Raw genomic sequence first — 18,768 nt, forward strand, 5'->3', positions numbered from 1 at the left:
CACCGTAATGGACAGCCCGCCTCTCACGTCTCGCACCGGAGCGCACGGCACCTGTGCCGCGTCCGGCGCGGCGACGGTGCCGCTCCTCAGTCCGATTCGGAGATCGTCGCTGGGCAGGAACACGGCCGAGCCGCCGTCGGCCACCAGCGCTTAGACTCCCGCCCATGGCCACAACCACGTCCGCATCCGCGCTGCCGGACACGCTGCGCGACGCGACCCAGGACGCCGGTGCGCTGCGGAGGTTCCTGCACGGACTGCCCGGAGTCGACCAGGTCGGTCTGGAGCAGCGCGCCGCCGGGCTCGGCACCCGGAGCATCAAGAAGGCCTCGAAACTGTGGGCGATCGACACCGCGATCCGGATGGTCGACCTCACCACGCTCGAAGGCGCCGACACCGAGGGCAAGGTCCGCGCACTGTGCGCCAAGGCCCGTCGCCCCGACCCGGACCGCCCGGAGACACCACCGGTCGCCGCGGTGTGCGTGTACCCGGATCTGGCCGCGACGGCGGTCGAGGCGCTGGCGGGTTCCGGAGTCGGTGTCGCGTCCGTGGCCACGGCGTTCCCCTCGGGGCGCTCCTCGCGGCAGGTGAAGCTCGCCGACGTGGAACTCGCGGTCCGGGCGGGCGCGAGCGAGGTGGACATGGTGATCGACCGGGGTGCGTTCCTCTCCGGTCGCTACGGCGAGGTGTTCGATGAGATCCGGGCCGTCAAGGCGGCGTGCGGATCGGCGCACCTGAAGGTCATCCTGGAGACCGGCGAGCTGGCCACCTACGACAACGTGCGGCGCGCGTCCTGGCTGGCGCTACTGGCGGGCGGCGACTTCATCAAGACCTCCACCGGCAAGGTATCCCCGGCGGCCACCCTGCCGGTCACACACCTGATGTTGCAGACGGTGCGCGACTGGTACGACCGTACCGGGCAGCTGCGCGGGGTGAAGCCCGCGGGCGGCATCCGCACGACGAAGGACGCGATCCGCTACCTGGTGACGGTGCACGAGGTGGCGGGACAGCACTGGCTGAGCCCGGAGCTGTTCCGCTTCGGCGCCTCCAGCCTGCTCAACGACCTGCTCATGCAGCGGCGGACCCAGCACGACGGGCACTACAGCAGCCCCGACTACGTGGCGGTGGACCAATGACCGACGTTTCGACGGTGTGGGAGTACGCGCCTGCGCCCGAATCCCGCGACATCGCACAGCTGCGGGAGAACTACCGGATGTTCGTCGACGGCGAGTTCGTCGACGGTGCCGGCGAACCGCTCAAGAGCATCAACCCCGCCACCGAGGAACTGCTCGCGGAGGTCGCGGGCGCTGCCGAGTCCGATGTGGACACGGCTGTACGCGCGGCACGCGCGGCGTTCGACGGCGGGTGGGGGTCCATGCCCGGCAGCGAACGCGCGAAGTACCTGTTCCGGATCGCCCGCCTCATCCAGGAACGCGGGCGGGAGCTCGCGGTGCTGGAGACGCTGGACAACGGCAAACCCATCAAGGAGTCGAGGGACGCCGACGTCCCGACCGCCGCCGCGCACTTCTTCCACCACGCGGGCTGGGCGGACAAGCTCGACCACGCCGGGTTCGGTGCCGATCCGCGACCGGTCGGCGTGTGCGGACAGGTCATCCCGTGGAACTTCCCGCTGCTCATGCTCGCCTGGAAGATCGCCCCGGCACTGGCGTGCGGCAACACGGTCGTGCTCAAACCCGCCGAGACGACACCGCTGACCGCTCTCGTGTTCGCCGAGATCTGCCAGCAGGCCGACCTTCCGCCCGGTGTCGTCAACATTCTGCCCGGCGCGGGCGACGTCGGCGCGACGCTCGTCGCCCACCACGGCGTCGACAAGGTCGCGTTCACCGGCTCCACGGAAGTCGGCAAGGAAATCCAGCGCACCGTCGCCGGGACCGGCAAGAAACTCACCCTGGAACTCGGCGGCAAGGCGGCGAACATCGTCTTCGACGACGCTCCGATCGACCAGGCTGTCGAGGGCATCGTCAACGGGATCTTCTTCAACCAGGGCCACGTCTGTTGCGCAGGTTCCCGGCTGCTGGTGCAGGAATCCATCGCCGAGGAGCTGCTGGACAAGCTCCACGGCCGGGTTCGGACGCTGCGCGTCGGCGACCCGCTGGACAAGAACACCGACGTCGGCGCCATCAACTCCGCCGAGCAGCTCGCCCGGATCTCCGAGATCAGCGACACCGGTGAGTCCGAGGGCGCGCACCGGTGGACGAGTCCCTGCTCGCTGCCGGAAAAGGGTTTCTTCTTCGCTCCGACGGTGTTCTCCAACGTGCACCAGTCGATGCGCATCGCCCGCGACGAGATCTTCGGGCCGGTGCTGTCGGTGCTGACGTTCCGCACTCCGGACGAGGCGATCAGCAAGGCCAACAACACGCCTTACGGGCTCTCCGCCGGGATCTGGACCGAGAAGGGGTCCCGCATCCTGTGGGCCGCGCAGCAGATGCGCGCCGGGGTCGTGTGGGCCAACACGTTCAACCGTTTCGACCCGACCGCACCGTTCGGTGGATACCGGGAATCGGGCTTCGGCCGCGAGGGCGGCCGAGCCGGGCTGGAGGCCTACCTCGATGTCTGAGAAGAACGCGAAGAAACCGGCCACCGGGAACAGCCCCCGGGTCGGGGTCGCCAAGACCTACAAGCTGTACGTGGGCGGGAAGTTTCCCCGTTCCGAGTCGGGCCGGGTGTACGAGGTCGCCGGTGCCGACGGCACGTTCCTCGCCAACGCCGCCCACGCCTCCCGCAAGGACGTGCGTGACGCGGCGTCGGCGGCACGCGGGGCTTTCGGCGGCTGGTCCGGCGCGACCGCCTACAACCGTGGCCAGGTCCTGTTCCGCGTCGCCGAGGTCATGGAGGGACGCCGCGCGCAGTTCGCAGCGGAGGTATCCGCGGCCGAAGGTGTCGACGACGCCGCCGCCCAGTCCCTTGTGGACATCGCGATCGACCGAACCGTGTGGTACGCGGGCTGGACGGACAAGATCGCGTCCGTGCTCGGAGCGGCGAATCCGGTCGCGGGACCGTACTTCTCGTTCAGCGTGCCGGAACCGACCGGCGTGGTCGGCGTGCTCGCGCCGCAGTCCTCGTCGCTGCTTGGCCTGATGAGCGTCGTGGCTCCGGTGCTCGCCGCGGGAAACACCTGCGTCGTGGTCGCGAGTGGTGAGCGTCCGCTGCCCGCCGTCACGTTCTCCGAGGTCCTCACGACGTCGGACGTGCCCGGCGGGGTCCTCAACCTGCTCACCGGCTCGGCCGGTGAGCTGGGCCCGTGGCTGGCCGCGCACGCCGACGTCAACGCGCTCGACCTCACCGGAGCCGGTGAGCAGCGCGCCGAGCTGGAGCACGCGGCCGCAGGCACGGTCAAGCGTGTCCTCGCGGGCACTCCCTCGGAGCCGGACTGGACCCGTCCGGCGGACATCAAACGCCTGCGCACCTTCACCGAGACCAAGACCGTCTGGCACCCGGTCGGCACCTGACCCGGGCGGGTCGCGACCTCGTCGTCGGCCCACCGATCCCGGCGAGCGCACTCGTCGTCACCGTTACGTGGACGATCGGCGTCGGGGCGCGCGCCGTGCGGGTGCGACAACGCGACGAAGACGGCCCGCGGAGTGAGGCTGTGGCAGTGCGCCGAGGTTTCCGCCGGTCCCCGCAGACGGGCCACCCGCGGGTTCTCACCTCGCGGCTGGCGGACGGCGTCGACGTGCTGGAGAGGCCCTACCTGATGTCGACGATCCCGCAGCCCAGCAGACCCAGCTACGCCTCGAAGGACTCAGAGAGCGTTGTGGAACTGAGGTCGGTGCTCCGGTACCGCCGCCCCAGTTCGCGCCTCGCGGCGTGGGGGTCCTCTTGAGTACGAGGAGTACGCGGCGAGAACCCCTGCCTTGCGAGGCACGAACTGAAACGCCGGAGCCCCTCACCGTGCCCCGACTGATCACGTGTGACCGTGCCCTACGGGCACACAAGCCAGTTCCAAAATGCACTCTCAGCAGACCTGCCAGTCCAGGCGCCCGTCCTCGGTCACCGTCGGATGGCTGTGTCCGGCGGAGGTGCCCTCCACCAAGGCGCGGCGCACGTCGCTGAGCATCGCCGACACGTCCGCCCATTCGGGCCGGGCCGTCTGCGACGTTTCCTGCTCCCACTCCAGCACACAGCCGGCCGACGGCCCGGGACGCAGGTCCACCACGAGCTCGTCGGCGAACCCGTCGCCGGCGATCGGCACCCATGCCGGATGGAAACCGGTCGCTTCCGAGCCCGCCCTGCCGAAGCCGTTCGGCTCGTCCCGCTCCGCCCAGGATCGCCGGTGGCACCGCCAAGCCTCGAGGGAGCGCCGCGCACCGTAGGGCGTGTAGAACGGCGGGAGGACGTCGGCGAGCACGTCGTCGTCCGTCCCGTCGCAGCATTCCCACCACGCCATCAGGTCGGCGGGCAGCGTCAGCGCGAACTCCTCCACGAGCCGGGCCACGTCCAGCGCCGGGTCCGGCACCCGCAACGACGCGGCAGTCACCGGCGCGTACTCGTCGAGCCAGCGCACGATGTCCGACCACACCTCGACGACCTCCATCGGCCCATGATCGGGATCACACCTGTCGGCGAGGTACCGCCAACCGTGCTCGGCGGGACCGGGTGACGAGCCTCGCCGGAAGTTCCCACTATTTTCTGTGACAGCCGGGGCCGAACGCCGATAGCGTCGCACCCGACCGGGCAGCACGGCGTGCGCACCGAACCCGTAGGCTCGTCTCACACGCCTGGTTCGGCGACCGGAGGTGGAGAGATGGCGCAGGACATCGTCCCGATCGAGCTGGGGCTGCCCCAGGGCGACGTGGTTACCTTGTGGGCGCCCAGGTGGCGTGAGGACGGTGAGGAATGGGAGGCGTTCCTCGGCCACGAGGACGACCTCTACGCGTTCCCCGACGCCGCGCACCTGACGGCGTTCGTCCGGGCCAACCGCGCACACGACCTCGACGACCATCCGGCGTGGCACGTGGTCACCGCGCTGTCGGCGGTGGAACTCAGCCCCGGCGACGATCACCAGTTCGACCTCGTCGGAGTGCCCGAGCTTGTCTCCGAACCGATGGACACCTGGACGGTCAACGAGCTCGCCGAGATCGTCTCGGTCGCCCGGTCGCTGGCCGACGTGTGCGAACTCGACACGGTGAACGAGGTGCTCGACGCGGCGAGCGGCTTCGAGATGCTCGACCAGGGGACTCTGGCGTTCGGCGGCAAGGACGGGCAGAAGCGGTGGAACGCGCTCTGCGAGGTCGTCGCCGAGCGGTGGGACGAGTTGCTCGACGCCATCGACTCGGTGGTCACCACCCCGGAGGTCTCCCAGGACGCCGTGACCACCGCGGAGACGGAACTCGCCGAAGCGTGGGAGCAGACGGACGAGAACAGCGCGGCCACCACCTCCGAGGCGTCCGAAGTGGACGACGACGTGGAGGACGAAGCCGCGCCCGGCTTCTGGGGCGAAGTCGGCATCGACCCCATCAAGATCATCACGAGCCAAGGCGAGTACTACACGCTGCGCTGCTACCTCGACGACGAGCCGATCTTCCTCGGCTCCGACGGCAAGATCGACGTGTTCTCGTCGCCTCGCGCGTTGTCCCGGCACGTGGCCGACAGCGGCGGCGAAGGCACCGACCTGGCACGGGTGGCCACCTGGGAACGGGTCGTCTCGAAGGCCACCGGCGGCGAACTGGAGGTGCAGGTCGACCCGGACAACACCTACGTCCTGCCGGGGTTGGCCGACGACCTCGCGGAAGGTCCGTCCGCTGTGGACCCGAACCAGCTGGACCTCGCCGAAGAGCTGATCGTCGACGCGGCGAACTGGGCCGGTGATTCGAGCGTCGACAAGGCGCTGGCACCGTCGGAGCGACTGGGCTGGCTGGTCTCGTTCATTCTGCGCCCGGACCCGAACCGTCTCCCGCCGAGCGGACCGTTCGACCACGAGGTCTCCGCCTGGCGCAAGCTGGTCGAGGACCTCGAGGCCCGCCTCCGCTCCCACTGACCCACCCGAGCCCACCGCGGCGAACCGCTCCCTCCGCAAGCCGAACTCACAGCGATCCGACACCCGCTCGGTGGCGTGAGTCTTTTTGGTGGTCATAGCCACCAAAAAGACTCACGCCACGCCACGGGACCAGCCACCCCAGGCCAGCCACTTCGGGTCGGCCACTTCGGGTCGGCCACTTCGGGTCGGCCACTTCGGGCCAGCCACTTCGGGGCGGCCACTTCGGGTCGGCCACTTCGGGTCGGGCCGTGAAGCCGGGCCGTCGCAGTCGGCTCAGCCGAGCAAGGTGGCGTAGCCGGGTTTGATGACGGTCTCGATGACCTCCAGCCGCTCGTCGAAGCCGATGAACGCCGACTTCATGGCGTTGACCGTGAACCTCTGGATGTCCGACCAGCCGTAGCCGAACGTCTCGTGCAGCAGGGCGAACTCGCCGGACATGCTGCAGTGACTCATGAGCCGGTTGTCGGTGTTGACCGTGACGCGGAACCGCAGGTCGGCGAGCACTCCGATCGGGTGCTCGGCGATCGAGGGCGCGGCGCCGGTCTGCAGGTTCGACGACGGGCACATTTCGAGTGGGATGCGGCGGTCCCGCACATAGGCGGCGAGCCTGCCGAGCTGAACGTTGCCGTCGGCGTCGGTCTTGAGATCGTCGACGATGCGGACCCCGTGGCCGAGCCGTTCGGCACCGCAATGTTGCAGTGCCTCCCAAATCGAGGGAAGCCCGAAGGCCTCGCCCGCGTGGATGGTGAAATGCGCGTTCTGCTGTCGCAAGTATTCGAAGGCGTCGAGGTTACGGGTAGGCGGGAACCCCGCCTCCGGTCCCGCGATGTCGAATCCGACGACTTCCACATCGCGGTACCGGACGGCGAGTTCCGCGATTTCGGCGGACCGGGCGTTCTGCCGCATCGCACACAACAATGTACCGATTCGGATACGTTTTCCTTGCGATGCGACAAGGCGCTCACCCTGCCGAAAACCGTCCTGCACGGCCTCGACGACTTCGGGGAGTGACAAGCCGCCTTCCTGGAACAGTTCGGGGGCGTAGCGCACTTCCGCGTACACGACGCCGTCATCGGCGAGGTCCTCGACGCACTCGGCGGCGACTCGGGTCAGCGCGTCTCGCGTCTGCATGACGGCGACCGTGTGCGCGAACGTTTCCAGGTACCGCTCCAGCGACCCGGAATCGGCCGCTTCGTGGAACCATCGTCCCAGCTCATCGACGTCGTAGCTGGGGAGGTCACGGTAATCGACGGCCCGCGCGAGATCGATGATCGATTCGGGACGGAGGCCGCCGTCGAGGTGGTCGTGCAACAACACCTTGGGGGCAAGGCGGATCGTGTCCAAGCTCACCGGAGTCTCCATGGATTCACGTTACTACCCCCGCCGAGCCCTCGACCTCCCACCTCGGCACAGCTCACACCGAGACACCCGGAACTCACGCGCCCGGCCCAATCGGAGAACGACCGGACCGCCGTCACCACCGATGACGACGAACGGCGGAATCCGTGCGCCTGTTCGCCACTGTCCTCGTTGCACTCTTCGCAGCAATTCCGCCGGATGTTCCGGACGGTCGGGAGCCCTCGGAGATGACGGAGCGTGTCGGGGGGCGCCGGGGAGCGTGCAGATCGAGTCGCTACGCTCCAAATGTCCTCCCCTCCCCTCGACGAAGGACGCCCCAGCCGTGAACGAGAACAACCAATCCGCGTTGTCGTTCGACCGGATGCGCAACATGCTGACGCGTGCCGCCGAGATCCGCGAGAGCGAACAGCAGCAGATTTTCGACGCACTCGACGAGATCCACGCCCGGATGTCTCCGCTGGAGTCGCTCGGCTCCGTGCGCAAGCGGCTGTCCGAGCTCCCCGACCGCACCGAGGTCGGCGTCCTGGCCGAGCGCCTCGACGAGGCACTCGCCAAGGTGGACGCCCAGGACGGCGCTATCGCCGCGGTGCGCACCGCCGTCGACGGCATCGTCGACAAGCTCGCCAAGCCGTTCGCTCAGCTCGACGGGCGCCTGGACGGGGTCGCGGGCCGTTTCGACGGCGTCGCGGGCCGGATGGACGGGCTGGAGGACAAGCTCGCCCACATCCACAAACGGCTCGACGAACTCGGCGGGCATCTCGACAAGCAGGACACCCGGATCGACGAGCTGCCCGGCACCGTGGGCACCCCGTTGCGGGAACGGCTGGATGCTGTGGAAACGAGCCTGCGTGGGCGCCTGGCCGAGGTCGACGAGGGCGTGCACGAACACCTCGACGGCACCAAGGAGGCACTGCAGCGCTCGGTCACCGAGTCCGGCGACGGGCTGCGGACCTCGATCGGCGAATCCGTCACCGGCAGCCGCGACGAGCTGCAGGTGACCTTGGGTGAGCTCAAGGAGCGCCCCGCCGTCGACCCGACCGAGCGGCTCGACGCACTCGCCGAACGCCTCGAGTCGCTCACCGACCGGTTGGACAAGGTCTCCGGCCGTCTCGACGGGGTCGAGGAGAACGTGCAGTCGCGCATCGAGGCCGTCGAGCAGGGAGTCACGAGCCGCATGGACACTATCGAGCAGGGTGTCTCCACCCGGCTCGAGTCCGTCGAGCAGGGCGTGTCGAGCAGGCTGGACACGGTCGAGGAGGGCGTGAAGACCGGTCTCGGCGAACTGGGCGGCACGCTGGCGACGAACCTCTCGCAGCTCAGCAGCACGATCTCCGAGCGCCCCGACACCGAGGCGGTGAACTCGGTGGTGCGCAAGGCGAACGAAGAGACGGAGATGCGTCACGCCGGTCAGTTGGACGAGGCGATGGCGACGTTCGCGGAGCTCATTCTCGGTGGTGGCGGCCAGGCTGCTTCGCCGCCACCGCCGACCACGCTGCCACGCTCACAGCAGCGCCGTGGTCGGTCGAAGAGCGCCAAGCGCAACGAGGACAAGTCCGCCACCGACGACGCCGACAGTTACACCGCCGAGAGCGCCTGACCCCAGGGGTGGCAAATTCGCGCGAATTTGCCACCCCGCTGTCCACAGGCGGCGGAGTTGTCCACAGGGTCGGCGTGGGGGCGTTCGGCAGGCCGTGGGGCTGTGAGCAGTAGGAATGCGGGGAGTTCGCCTTGACGAGGCGGACTCCCCGCATTTGTCTGTGCCCGAAAGTGGTCAGCGGATCGTGTCGAGCACCAGTGGGCCGGGCTCGCGCGCCGGGCTGGTGCTGTCGTTGCCGACGGAGTAACCCTCGCGCAGCGCGTCCAGCGCACCCTCAACCGCGTGCGGGGTGTCCGTGTGCAGCTCGAGCAGCGGTTGACCCGCTACCACCTTCTCCCCTGGCTTGGCCAGGCAGCGCACTCCAGCGCCGTGCTGCACCGCGTCCTCTTTGCGGGTACGCCCCGCGCCGAGGCGCCATGCGGCCACCCCGACCGCGTAGGCATCCAATGTGGCCAGTGTTCCGCTCGTCGGAGCCTCGACCACGTGCGTGTGAGCGGCGCGCGGAAGGTCCGCGTCCGGGTCGCCTCCCTGGGCCGCGATCATCCGTTGCCATGTCTCGTACGCCCGGCCGGACGCGAGCACCTGTGCGGGATCCACATCGGACAGGCCGGCGTGGCGGAGCATTTCGCGCGCGAGCGCGACCGTCAGTTCCACGACGTCGGACGGTCCTCCGCCGCGAAGGACCTCGACGGACTCGGACACTTCGAGAGCGTTGCCCGCCGCACGCCCCAACGGCACGGACATACCGGTGATGAGTGCGCTGACGTTCAGCCCGTTGCCGCGCCCGATCGCGACGAGCGCCTCGGCGAGTTCCTTCGCTTGCGCGGCGTCCTTCATGAACGCGCCCGTGCCGCATTTGACGTCCAGCACCAAGGATTGCACGCCCTCTGCGATCTTCTTGCTCATGATGGAGCTGGCGATAAGGGGGACGGACTCGACGGTGCCCGTGACGTCGCGCAACGCGTAGAGCTTGCGGTCTGCAGGGGCGATCCCGTCCGTCGCCGCACAAATCACCGCTCCGACGTCGGCGAGCTGTGTCCGGATCTGGTCGGTCGACAGACTCGCCCGCCAGCCGGGAATCGACTCGAGCTTGTCGAGGGTACCGCCGGTGTGCCCGAGGCCGCGGCCAGACAACTGCGGCACCGCCGCACCGCACGCGGCGACGAGCGGCGTGAGCGGGAGTGTGATCTTGTCGCCGACACCGCCGGTGGAGTGCTTGTCGACGGTCGGGCGGGAGACGGTCGAGAGATTCAGGTGTTCGCCGGAACGGACCATCGCGCGTGTCCAGCGGGCGGTCTCGTCGGGGTCCATCCCGCGCAACAGGACCGCCATCGCCAACGCGGACATCTGCTCGTCCGCGACGTCCCCGCGGGTGTAGGCGTGGACGACCCAGTCGATCTGTTCGTCGTCGAGCCGCTGCCCGTCGCGCTTCGCGCGGATCACCTCGATCGCCGTGGGCGCCATAGCAGTGGAGTCCTCCGTCCATCTCGGAACAGCCGATCGAAAGCGACAGTACTCCCACACCAGCGAGCCGCGAGCCACCGCAAGAGCGTGAGTCTTTTTGGTGGCTATAGCAACCAAAAAGACTCACGCTGCGCTCAGAGCTCGAACACGTCGGGAAGCACGTCGCGCATGGTGCTGATGCCGCGTGGCGTGTCGAGCTGGCAATCGGGTCCGCCGAGCTCGTGGAGCAGCTGGCGACATCTGCCGCACGGCATCAGCAGGTCGCCGTCGCCGCTGCGGCACGCGACGGCGACGAACCTCCCGCCTCCGGTGAGCCGCAGTTGGCCCGCCATCGTGCACTCCGCGCACAAGGTCAGCCCGTAGGAGGCGTTCTCGACATTGCAGCCCACGACGACTCGACCGTCGTCACACACCGCGGCGGCGCCGACCTGCAGCGACGAGTAGGGACAGTACGCCTTCGCCGCGGCCTGCTCCGCCGCCGCTCGCAGCCCGTTCCAGTCCACAGTGGTTGAACTCAAGGCGGAATCTCCTTTCTTGATCAGCCTGCGCCACGCCGGTACTGCTCGCCGTTGGCGGCGGGCGGTCGCAACCGTTGGGCGGCGGCCGCGAGCACCACGAGGGTCACCAAGTGCGGCGTGTACGCGGTGAGTTGCTCGGGCAATTCGTCGGTGTACCAGTACACGGCGTAGAGCGCGGCGGCCACGCTCGCGGCGATCCCGGCGGAGAACCACCGGCGCCGCCACACCTGCAACGCCACGACCGCCAGTAGCACCAGCGCGGCGGTGTAGAGCAGCGCGTGCACCGTGGTCTCGCCGCTGCGCAGCTGCAGCCCGTCGGAGTAGCCGAACAGTGCCGCGCCCCCCAGGAGACCACCCGGACGCCAGTTCCCGAAGATCATGGCGGCAAGTCCGATGTAGCCGCGCCCGTTCGTCTGGTTCTCCAGATACCCGGGCTGTCCAGGGCTGAGGATCAATGCCGCGCCACCGAGCCCGGCCAGCGCACCGGACATGATCACGGCGCTGTACTTGTAGAGGTAGACGTTCACGCCAAGCGACTCGGCGGCCTTGGGATTCTCCCCGCAGGACCGAAGTCGCAGCCCGAACGGCGAGCGCCACAGCACCAGGTAGCTCACGGGAACGAGCAGGTACGCCAGCATCGTCAGCGGTGAGATTCCGGTGACGAGTCCGCCGAGGATGCCTGCGAGGTCGGAGAGACCGACGCGCTGCATGTCCTCCAGTTCCTGCAACCAGCCGCTGAGCGGTTGCACGGAGTACGTGTCGAACTTCGGCACCGGCGGGGACTGCCTCGGGTTCTGGGAGACCGGCTCGAACAGCAGTGTCGCCAGGTAGATCGCGGTCCCCGCTCCGAGCAGGTTGATCGCCACACCGGAGACGATGTGGTTGACCCCGAAGGTGACAGTCGCGAGTGCGTGCACCAGACCGCCGATCGCGCCGAACACGGCCGCCGCGACGAGCCCTGCGAGCGGGCCCCACTGGTAGCCCGCCCACGCTCCGCCCCAGGTTCCGAGGATCATCATGCCCTCGAGTCCGATGTTGATGACTCCGGCGCGTTCGGCCCACAGGCCGCCGAGCGCGGCGAGCAGGATCGGAATGCCGAGCCGGACCGCGGACTGTACCGTGCCGGAGGCTGTCAGTTCGGGCAGGCCGGTCAGGTACGACGTGGTGGACACGGCGATGATCGCGACCGCCACCCACACCGCCGCACTCGCCCACCCCGGCATCCGGCGCGCGGCGGGCGGAGTGCGGCGGGACGCGGCCTCGTCGGGCAGGAAAGTGGTACTCACGACCGCTCACCTCCCGCAGGCACGGCTTCGTCGGTTCTGCCGAGTGCTCGGCCGACCCTGCGCTGTTCGGCGGCGAGTTCGTGACGGCGTACCAGTTCGTAGGCGACGACGACGGACAGCACGATGGTGCCTTGCAGGATCGTCACGATTTCCTTCGGTACCCCGATGTTGTCCAGCGTCAGCGAACTCTTGTCCAAGAAGGACCACAACAGCGCACCGAAGGCGATTCCGATCGGATGGTTGCGGCCGAGCAGGGCGATCGCCAGTCCTGCGAAGCCGTATCCCACCGGAAAGTTGATCGTGTAGGTGTGTTCGCGGCCGAGGATCTCGGGCAGCCCCGCGAGTCCCGCGACGGCGCCGGACAACAACATCGCGGTGATAATCATCCGCTTTCCGTTGATGCCACCCGCTTTCGCCGCGGACAGCGAATGACCGGACACGCGCAGCTCGAAGCCGTAGCGACTCCGGTCCATCATCAGGCCGTAGCCGACACCGACCGCGACCGCGAGCAGTACGAGCCCGAACACGGTCCCGGCCTCACCGAACGGAATTCCGGGGACGCGGCCGGAGTCGGCAATGACCGGGGTCCCGAGGGAATTGCCGCGTAGCTCGCCGAAGGCGTCGGTGGAAACCAGGTACGCGATCAACCCGCCTGCGATGGCGTTGAGCATGATCGTCGAGATCACCTCGGAGACGCCCCGGTACACCTTGAGCAGCGCGGCGATCCCGCACCAGACGGCGCCTACGAGCGCGCCGACGAGGATGATGACGAGTGCGTGCAGCCCGTACGGCAGGGTGATCGAGCCTCCGACGATGGCCGCGACGCAGGCGGCGAGCCGGTACTGGCCCTCGATGCCGATGTTGAGCAGGTTCATCTGGAAGCAGATCGCCGCGGCCAGCGCGGCGAGGTAGTAGATGCCTGCCGTGTTGAGAATGTTGACCGCGGTGGTTCCGCGTCCCACCTGCGTGACCATCTCGGCCAGCGCCAGCGCCGGGTTCGCGCCGGAGGCGAGCAACACGATGCTGCAGAACACGACGGAGAAGGCGATCGCCAAGGCGGGCGGGACGAGGCGTGCGCGCCAGGTGTGCATCAGACCTCGGCCCCCGACCCGTTCTCGGCCACCGGCTCGTCCAGTCCGGCGCCGGTCATGGCGGCGCCGAGCTGCTCAGGGGTCACCGTGCGTGGGTCCGCGTCGGCGACGAGCCGCCCCCGCAACATGACTTTGACGGTGTCCGACAGGCCGATGAGCTCGTCGAGGTCGGCGGAGACGAGCAACACCGCGAGTCCTTCCGCCCTGGCGACGCGCAGGCTCTCCCAGATCCCGGCCTGGGCGCCGACGTCGACACCGCGCGTCGGGTGCGCGGCGACGAGCAGCACCGGCTTCCCGGACAGTTCCCTGCCCACCACGAGTTTCTGCTGGTTGCCTCCGGAGAGCGCGGTGGCGTCCACGTCGATCCCGGGGGTTCGCACGTCGAACCGCGCGACGATACGTTCGGTGTCCGCGCGGGCTCCTGAGCGGTCGATCCAGCTTCCCCGAACCGCGGGTGCTCGCGTCTGGTGCCCAAGAATCCTGTTGAACCACAACGATTCTTCGAGCACGAGGCCGTGCCTGTGGCGGTCTTCGGGGATGTAGCCCACACCCGACGCCCGTCGGTCCAACGTAGACATCGTGGTGACGTCTCGGTCGCCGAGCCGGATGGTGCCGGTCGTGCCCGTGCGCATGCCCATGATCGTCTCGACGAGTTCGGTCTGACCGTTTCCCTCGACCCCCGCGATCCCGACGACCTCGCCCGCACGGACCGTCAGGTCGACCCCGTCGAGCACTGCGCGCACCGAATCCGGTGCGGCCAACGACACCGAGTCCAGCGTCAGCACGGCGCGCTCGGTCACCGTGGAGGCGCCGCGCTCCGGGACGGGCAGCTCGGAGCCGACCATCATCTCCGCCAATGCTCTCGAGGTCACCTCGGCGGGATCGACGGTGCCGACCGTGGTTCCGCGACGCAGCACCGTGACCGTGTCGGCGATGTCGCGGACCTCGTCGAGCTTGTGCGAGATGAACAGGAACGTGAACCCCTGCCCCCGCATCGTGCGCAACGTGCCGAAGAGCTCGTCGACCTCCTGCGGCACCAGCACCGCCGTGGGCTCGTCGAGGATGATGATCCGCGCTCCCCGGTAGAGCACCTTGAGGATCTCCACGCGTTGCCGGTCCGCGACGCCGAGTTCCTCCACCCGCGCGTCGAGCCGCACGCCGAGTCCGGTCCGCTCCGCCAGCTCCACGACCTTCGCCCGCGCCCGGCGCCCGATGCCGTGTTCGGCCTCGGCGCCGAGCACCACGTTCTCCAGCACGGTGAAGTTCTCGGCGAGCATGAAATGTTGGTGCACCATGCCGATCCCGGCCCGGATCGCGTCCGAAGGGGACCGGAACCGGACCTCGTCTCCGGCGACCGTGACCACGCCCGAATCCGGTGGGTGCATGCCGTAGAGGATCTTCATCAGGGTCGACTTGCCCGCACCGTTCTCCCCGCACAGCGCGTGCACCTCACCGACCCGCACGGTCAGGTTCACCTCGGAATTCGCGACGACGCCGGGGAAGGTCTTGGTGATTCCCGTGAGCGTGACGGCGGGATCGCCGCCCGGCTTGGGGTTCGGTGTGTTCATCAGGCTCCGTGGACTCGACGCGGACGACGGCGCCGTAGGGGCCGCCCGCCCCTACGGCGCGAGCGATCACTCGCCCGGCGTGTCCTTGACCTGGATCTCGCCCGAGGAAATGGCCGCCTTGTAGGCGTCCAGGGTCTGGACGAGATCGTCGATCTTGCCACCCGAAGTCGAGTACCCGACACCACCGACGGAGAGGTCGAACTTCTCCGGCACCGTCCTGAGGTCGTCGCGGGCGAGCGCGTTGATGTACTCGTAGACGGCCAGGTCGACACGCTTGAGCATCGAGCTGATGATGACGTCCTTGTACTGGGCGACGGTGGGCTGCGCGTACTGGTCCGAGTCCACACCGATCGCCTGTGCTCCCGCCGACTGCACCGCCGAGAACACGCCCTTACCGGAGGCGCCTGCGGCGTGGTAGATCACGTCGGCGCCCGCGTCGAGCTGGCCCTGGGTCGTCTCGGAGCCCTTGTTCGGGTCCTGGAAGCCGCTGTTGTCGCCTGCCGGGGTGAGATAGTCCCGCTCGATCCGGATGTCCGGCGCGGCGGCCTGAGCACCCTGCACGAACCCGGCCTCGAACTTCTGGATCAGCGGAGTCTGCACACCGCCGACGAAGCCGACGTGGCAGGTCTGGGATTTGTGCGCCGCGACGACACCGGAGAGGAACGAGCCCTGCTCCTCGGCGAAGACCAGCGAGGTCACGTTGGGCAGGCCCTCGACCTGCTCGTCCACGATCGCGAAGTTCGTGTCCGGGAACTGCGGAGCCACCGTCTTCACCGCATCGGCGTAGGCGTACCCGACCGCGATCACCGGGTTGAACCCCTCACGGGCGAGCTGGGTCAGCCGCGTCTGTTTGGCGTCCTCGGGCTCGCCGGCTCCGGCGTCGAGTTCCTTGGTCTCCCGGAGACCGGACTCCTGCTTCGCCCGTTCCAAACCGGCGACCGAAGCGTCGTTGAACGACGCGTCGCCGCGACCACCGATGTCGAAGGCCAACCCGACCCGCATGTCGCTCGCGTCCGCGGGCGGCAGGCCCGCGCTGGGTGCCTGCGGTTGCTGGGCGGGCACCTGCGGCGGCTGCTGCGTCTGACACGGTTCGCCGGACGCGGCCTGCCCACCGCTTCCGTCGCCGTCCTTCGCGCACCCGGTGGCCGCGAGCGCGCTCGCGAGAGTCACCGCGAGCAGCACCCGTCTCCGCCTCGAACCACCTGAACGCGACCCCGGAACAGCACGTCCTCGCCACGACGACAGCCGCATGAGCAGTCCCTCTTTCCCGTTGTCCGTCACGGCCGCACCGCTTCGCCGAACCCGGTCGGGGCACGGTGTGCGAGGGACTCGGGGCGATGTCGGCGCCCGTCGCAGCCCACGTCACAGGTGAGTGATGTCGGGTCGTGCATGAGTGATGTGGCTCTCGAAATTAAGCCTTCGGCAGCCGATTCGGGGCGTGCCACGGTTACGAATCGGATACTGCTTCGATCAAGTACCGCCTTCGCCGGTGGTGGCAGCGCCGACGACGGTTGTGGCGCGCCTGTGATGTCCTGGTCACCGCACGGTGGGGTTCGATCCCATACGTTCGAGACATGGCCCGCCCGCATCTGGCCTCGATCATCGAGGACGCCTTCCACCGCAGGACCAACGCCTGGCTGCGCGGCCGCGGCTGGAAGCCGCGCACCATCGGACACACCGGGTACGGGTCACCGGAGTTCGTCCGCGTCCTCGGCAGGGTCGTGCTGAGTCGTTCGGCGCGCGACCAACCTCTCCCCGGCGCGGAGGTCGTGCAGCGGGGCTGGCGCGCGTTCCTCACCGCGCCCGCGCTGAACGTTCCCGTGACCGTGACCGTGAACGGCGTCGAAGCACGGACTCGCACCGATCGCAGCGGCTACATCGACCTGACGCTCATGTCGCCGGGACTGGAACCGGGCTGGCACGAGGCGACGCTGGCCGCCGACGACGCTCGACCGATGACCGCACCGGTGCGCATCGTCGACCCGTCGGCAGGCTTCGGGATCATCAGTGACATCGACGACACCGTCATCCGCACCATGCTGCCGCGACCGCTCATCGCCGCCTGGAACACGTTCGTGCGGCACGAGACGGCTCGGCACGTCATCCCCGGCATGGCGCGGATGTACCGGACGATGCTGGGCGAGCGGCCCGGCGCGCCGATGTTCTACCTCTCCACCGGCGCCTGGAACACCGCACCCACGCTCACCCGGTTCCTGCGTCGGCACGGCTACCCGCCGGGGCCGCTGCTGCTCACCGACTGGGGGCCGACGAACACCGGGTGGTTCCGCAGCGGACAACAGCACAAGCAGGACACCCTGCACCGGCTCGCGAGGGAGTTCCCCCAGCTGCAGTGGCTGCTGGTCGGCGACGACGGGCAGCACGACCCGAAGATCTACAACGACTTCGCGATGAAACGCCCGGACGCGGTGGAGGCCGTCGCGATCCGCGAGCTCACCGCGACCGAGCAGGTTCTCTCGCACGGCACGCCGCTGTCCCTGCCGGAGTACGTGCCGAACCCACGACGGCAGACGCCGGTGTTCCGCGCCCGCGACGGCCACGGCCTCCTCCGCCTCCTCAGCACCTGGCACCGCTGAGCCCGGGTGGCAAATTCGCGCGAATTTGCCACCCGGCTATCCACAGGGTGTGGGGTTGTCCACATTCGGGCGGTTCGGTTTCGATTCGGTCACGCCCCTGACCTGGAGCGTTCGCAAATTCGCGCGAATTTGCCGCATCGCGGTCCACAGGGGGATGGGGGGTGGGGACGGTGGTGGGGGTCACTGAGCGGAGAGCTTGGAAGTCACGGAACGGTTTCTACATCGATCCACCTGGGCGGTAGATCTGTCTGGTCGATCACAGAGAGCACAGGCGAGTAGGCCAGCCGGATGGCGCGGGTCTAGCATCCGAGGCGTCAAGGTCCCGTTCCCGTAGCCGGTGGCAGGCGCACACCCTGCGGCTCGCCCGATCCGGTTACCTCAGTTCCCGAGGCGGGGCCCCATCAGCGACGTTGGAGGCCTTCCACCATGGCCAGCACCACCGCCTCCGCGGCGGAGGCCCCCCAACGCGAGGCCGCTCCTCGCGCCAAGGGGACGCTCTATCGCGGCGACCTGGGCATGTGGTCGTGGGTCGCGCACCGCATCACGGGCGTACTCACCTTTTTCTTCCTGTTCGTGCACGTGCTCGACACCGCACTCGTTCGGGTCTCGCCGGAGGCGTACGACACGGTCATCGAGACCTACAAGCACCCGTTCATGATCCTGTTCGAACTGGGCCTGCTCGCCGCCGTGCTCTTCCACGCGTTCAACGGGATCCGCGTCATGCTCGTCGACTTCTGGGCCAACGGCCCGAAGTACCAGAAGCCGATGCTGTGGACCGTCCTGGCGCTGTGGGTGGTGCTCATGATCCCGGCCGCGATCAGCATGCTCACGCGGGCCATCACGGAAATGTTCGGGGGAGCCTGACCATGACCACGACCGACACGTCCCTCGCGCTGGACAAACCGCGCTCCTCCGGCCGGCCCGCCGCACGCCGCAGCAACTTCGAGCTCTACAGCTGGCTGTTCATGCGGTTCTCCGGCGTGGTGCTGCTGTTCCTGGTCCTCGGCCACCTGCTGATCATGCTGTTCCTCGACGGCGGGGTGCACCGGATCAACTTCGCCTTCGTCGCGGGCCGCTGGTCCTCGCCGTTCTGGCAGTTCTGGGACCTCACGATGCTGTGGCTGGCCGGCCTGCACGGCGGCAACGGCCTGCGCACCGTCATCAACGACTACTCGCGCAAGGACACCACCCGCTTCTGGCTGAAGACCCTGCTCTACGTCTCGGTCCTGCTGACCGTGGGTCTGGGCACCTTCGTGCTCTTCACCTTCGACCCGAACATCGGCTGACCCGACACCG

16 protein-coding genes are annotated in these 18,768 nt (G+C 68.6%); 8 read left to right on the top strand and 8 right to left on the bottom strand.

Features of this window, described 5'->3' with window-relative positions:
* Window positions 1-164: 164 nt before the first annotated feature.
* The 3 genes from deoC to GIY23_RS19320 are packed head-to-tail and all read left to right on the top strand — an operon-like array spanning window position 165 to window position 3,467.
* Window positions 165-1,133, top strand: coding sequence for a deoxyribose-phosphate aldolase (gene deoC / locus GIY23_RS19310; protein WP_154077953.1), 969 nt, complete (start codon window positions 165-167; stop codon window positions 1,131-1,133).
* Window positions 1,130-2,575 (top strand): aldehyde dehydrogenase family protein, encoded by a 1,446-nt coding sequence (locus GIY23_RS19315; RefSeq protein WP_154077954.1) that lies wholly within the window; start codon window positions 1,130-1,132, stop codon window positions 2,573-2,575. The genes deoC and GIY23_RS19315 overlap by 4 nt, the downstream gene beginning before the upstream one ends.
* A complete protein-coding gene (locus tag GIY23_RS19320; RefSeq protein ID WP_154077955.1) occupies window positions 2,568-3,467 on the top strand; it encodes an aldehyde dehydrogenase family protein in 900 nt (299 codons plus the stop codon). Before GIY23_RS19315 ends, GIY23_RS19320 begins: the two co-directional genes overlap by 8 nt.
* Window positions 3,468-3,973: 506 nt before the next feature.
* Here the strand turns inward: GIY23_RS19320 and GIY23_RS19325 are convergent.
* The gene (locus tag GIY23_RS19325) at window positions 3,974-4,552 is read right to left on the bottom strand and encodes an SMI1/KNR4 family protein (protein ID WP_154077956.1); all 579 of its coding nucleotides are present in this window, start codon (window positions 4,550-4,552) and stop codon (window positions 3,974-3,976) included.
* 210 nt (window positions 4,553-4,762) lie between these two features.
* Between GIY23_RS19325 and GIY23_RS19330 the strand changes: the two genes are divergently transcribed.
* Complete coding sequence (locus tag GIY23_RS19330) at window positions 4,763-5,995, top strand: primosomal protein (RefSeq protein WP_154077957.1); 1,233 nt, start codon at window positions 4,763-4,765, stop codon at window positions 5,993-5,995.
* Between the two features lie 273 nt (window positions 5,996-6,268).
* Here GIY23_RS19330 and GIY23_RS19335 read toward each other — a convergent pair whose 3' ends face one another.
* The gene (locus GIY23_RS19335; RefSeq protein WP_154077958.1) at window positions 6,269-7,357 is read right to left on the bottom strand and encodes an adenosine deaminase; all 1,089 of its coding nucleotides are present in this window, start codon (window positions 7,355-7,357) and stop codon (window positions 6,269-6,271) included.
* A gap of 319 nt (window positions 7,358-7,676) precedes the next feature.
* Between GIY23_RS19335 and GIY23_RS19340 the strand changes: the two genes are divergently transcribed.
* On the top strand, window positions 7,677-8,951 hold the full coding sequence (locus tag GIY23_RS19340; protein WP_228717392.1) for an apolipoprotein A1/A4/E family protein: 1,275 nt from the start codon (window positions 7,677-7,679) through the stop codon (window positions 8,949-8,951).
* Window positions 8,952-9,125: 174 nt separating this feature from the next.
* Here the strand turns inward: GIY23_RS19340 and GIY23_RS19345 are convergent, their stop codons facing one another.
* The 6 genes from GIY23_RS19345 to GIY23_RS19370 form a co-directional block, all read right to left on the bottom strand.
* Window positions 9,126-10,415: a thymidine phosphorylase gene (locus tag GIY23_RS19345; protein WP_154077959.1), complete on the bottom strand. Its 1,290-nt coding sequence runs from the start codon at window positions 10,413-10,415 to the stop codon at window positions 9,126-9,128.
* Window positions 10,416-10,549: 134 nt separating this feature from the next.
* Complete coding sequence (locus tag GIY23_RS19350) at window positions 10,550-10,933, bottom strand: cytidine deaminase (protein WP_154077960.1); 384 nt, start codon at window positions 10,931-10,933, stop codon at window positions 10,550-10,552.
* Window positions 10,934-10,953: 20 nt separating this feature from the next.
* Window positions 10,954-12,219, bottom strand: coding sequence for an ABC transporter permease (locus tag GIY23_RS19355; RefSeq protein ID WP_407646787.1), 1,266 nt, complete (start codon window positions 12,217-12,219; stop codon window positions 10,954-10,956).
* Entirely contained in the window at window positions 12,216-13,310 is a 1,095-nt protein-coding gene (locus GIY23_RS19360; protein ID WP_154077961.1) for an ABC transporter permease, read from the bottom strand. The genes GIY23_RS19355 and GIY23_RS19360 overlap by 4 nt, the downstream gene beginning before the upstream one ends.
* Window positions 13,310-14,878, bottom strand: a complete 1,569-nt coding sequence (locus GIY23_RS19365; protein ID WP_154077962.1) for an ABC transporter ATP-binding protein — start codon at window positions 14,876-14,878, stop codon at window positions 13,310-13,312. Before GIY23_RS19365 ends, GIY23_RS19360 begins: the two co-directional genes overlap by 1 nt.
* Window positions 14,879-14,944: 66 nt before the next feature.
* The gene (locus tag GIY23_RS19370; RefSeq protein WP_154077963.1) at window positions 14,945-16,048 is read right to left on the bottom strand and encodes a BMP family lipoprotein; all 1,104 of its coding nucleotides are present in this window, start codon (window positions 16,046-16,048) and stop codon (window positions 14,945-14,947) included.
* Window positions 16,049-16,452: 404 nt separating this feature from the next.
* On the opposite strand from GIY23_RS19370, the gene GIY23_RS19375 reads away from it, so the two are divergent.
* The 3 genes from GIY23_RS19375 (at window position 16,453) to GIY23_RS19385 (ending at window position 18,758) form a co-directional block, all read left to right on the top strand.
* Window positions 16,453-17,472, top strand: coding sequence for an App1 family protein (locus GIY23_RS19375; RefSeq protein WP_154077964.1), 1,020 nt, complete (start codon window positions 16,453-16,455; stop codon window positions 17,470-17,472).
* Window positions 17,473-17,898: 426 nt separating this feature from the next.
* A complete protein-coding gene (sdhC, locus tag GIY23_RS19380) occupies window positions 17,899-18,336 on the top strand; it encodes a succinate dehydrogenase, cytochrome b556 subunit (RefSeq protein ID WP_154077965.1) in 438 nt (145 codons plus the stop codon).
* A 2-nt stretch (window positions 18,337-18,338) separates the two neighbouring features.
* The gene (locus tag GIY23_RS19385; RefSeq protein ID WP_154077966.1) at window positions 18,339-18,758 is read left to right on the top strand and encodes a succinate dehydrogenase hydrophobic membrane anchor subunit; all 420 of its coding nucleotides are present in this window, start codon (window positions 18,339-18,341) and stop codon (window positions 18,756-18,758) included.
* Window positions 18,759-18,768 lie beyond the last annotated feature (10 nt).

The organism is Allosaccharopolyspora coralli (genome assembly GCF_009664835.1).
Classification (GTDB): Bacteria; Actinomycetota; Actinomycetes; order Mycobacteriales; family Pseudonocardiaceae; genus Allosaccharopolyspora; species Allosaccharopolyspora coralli.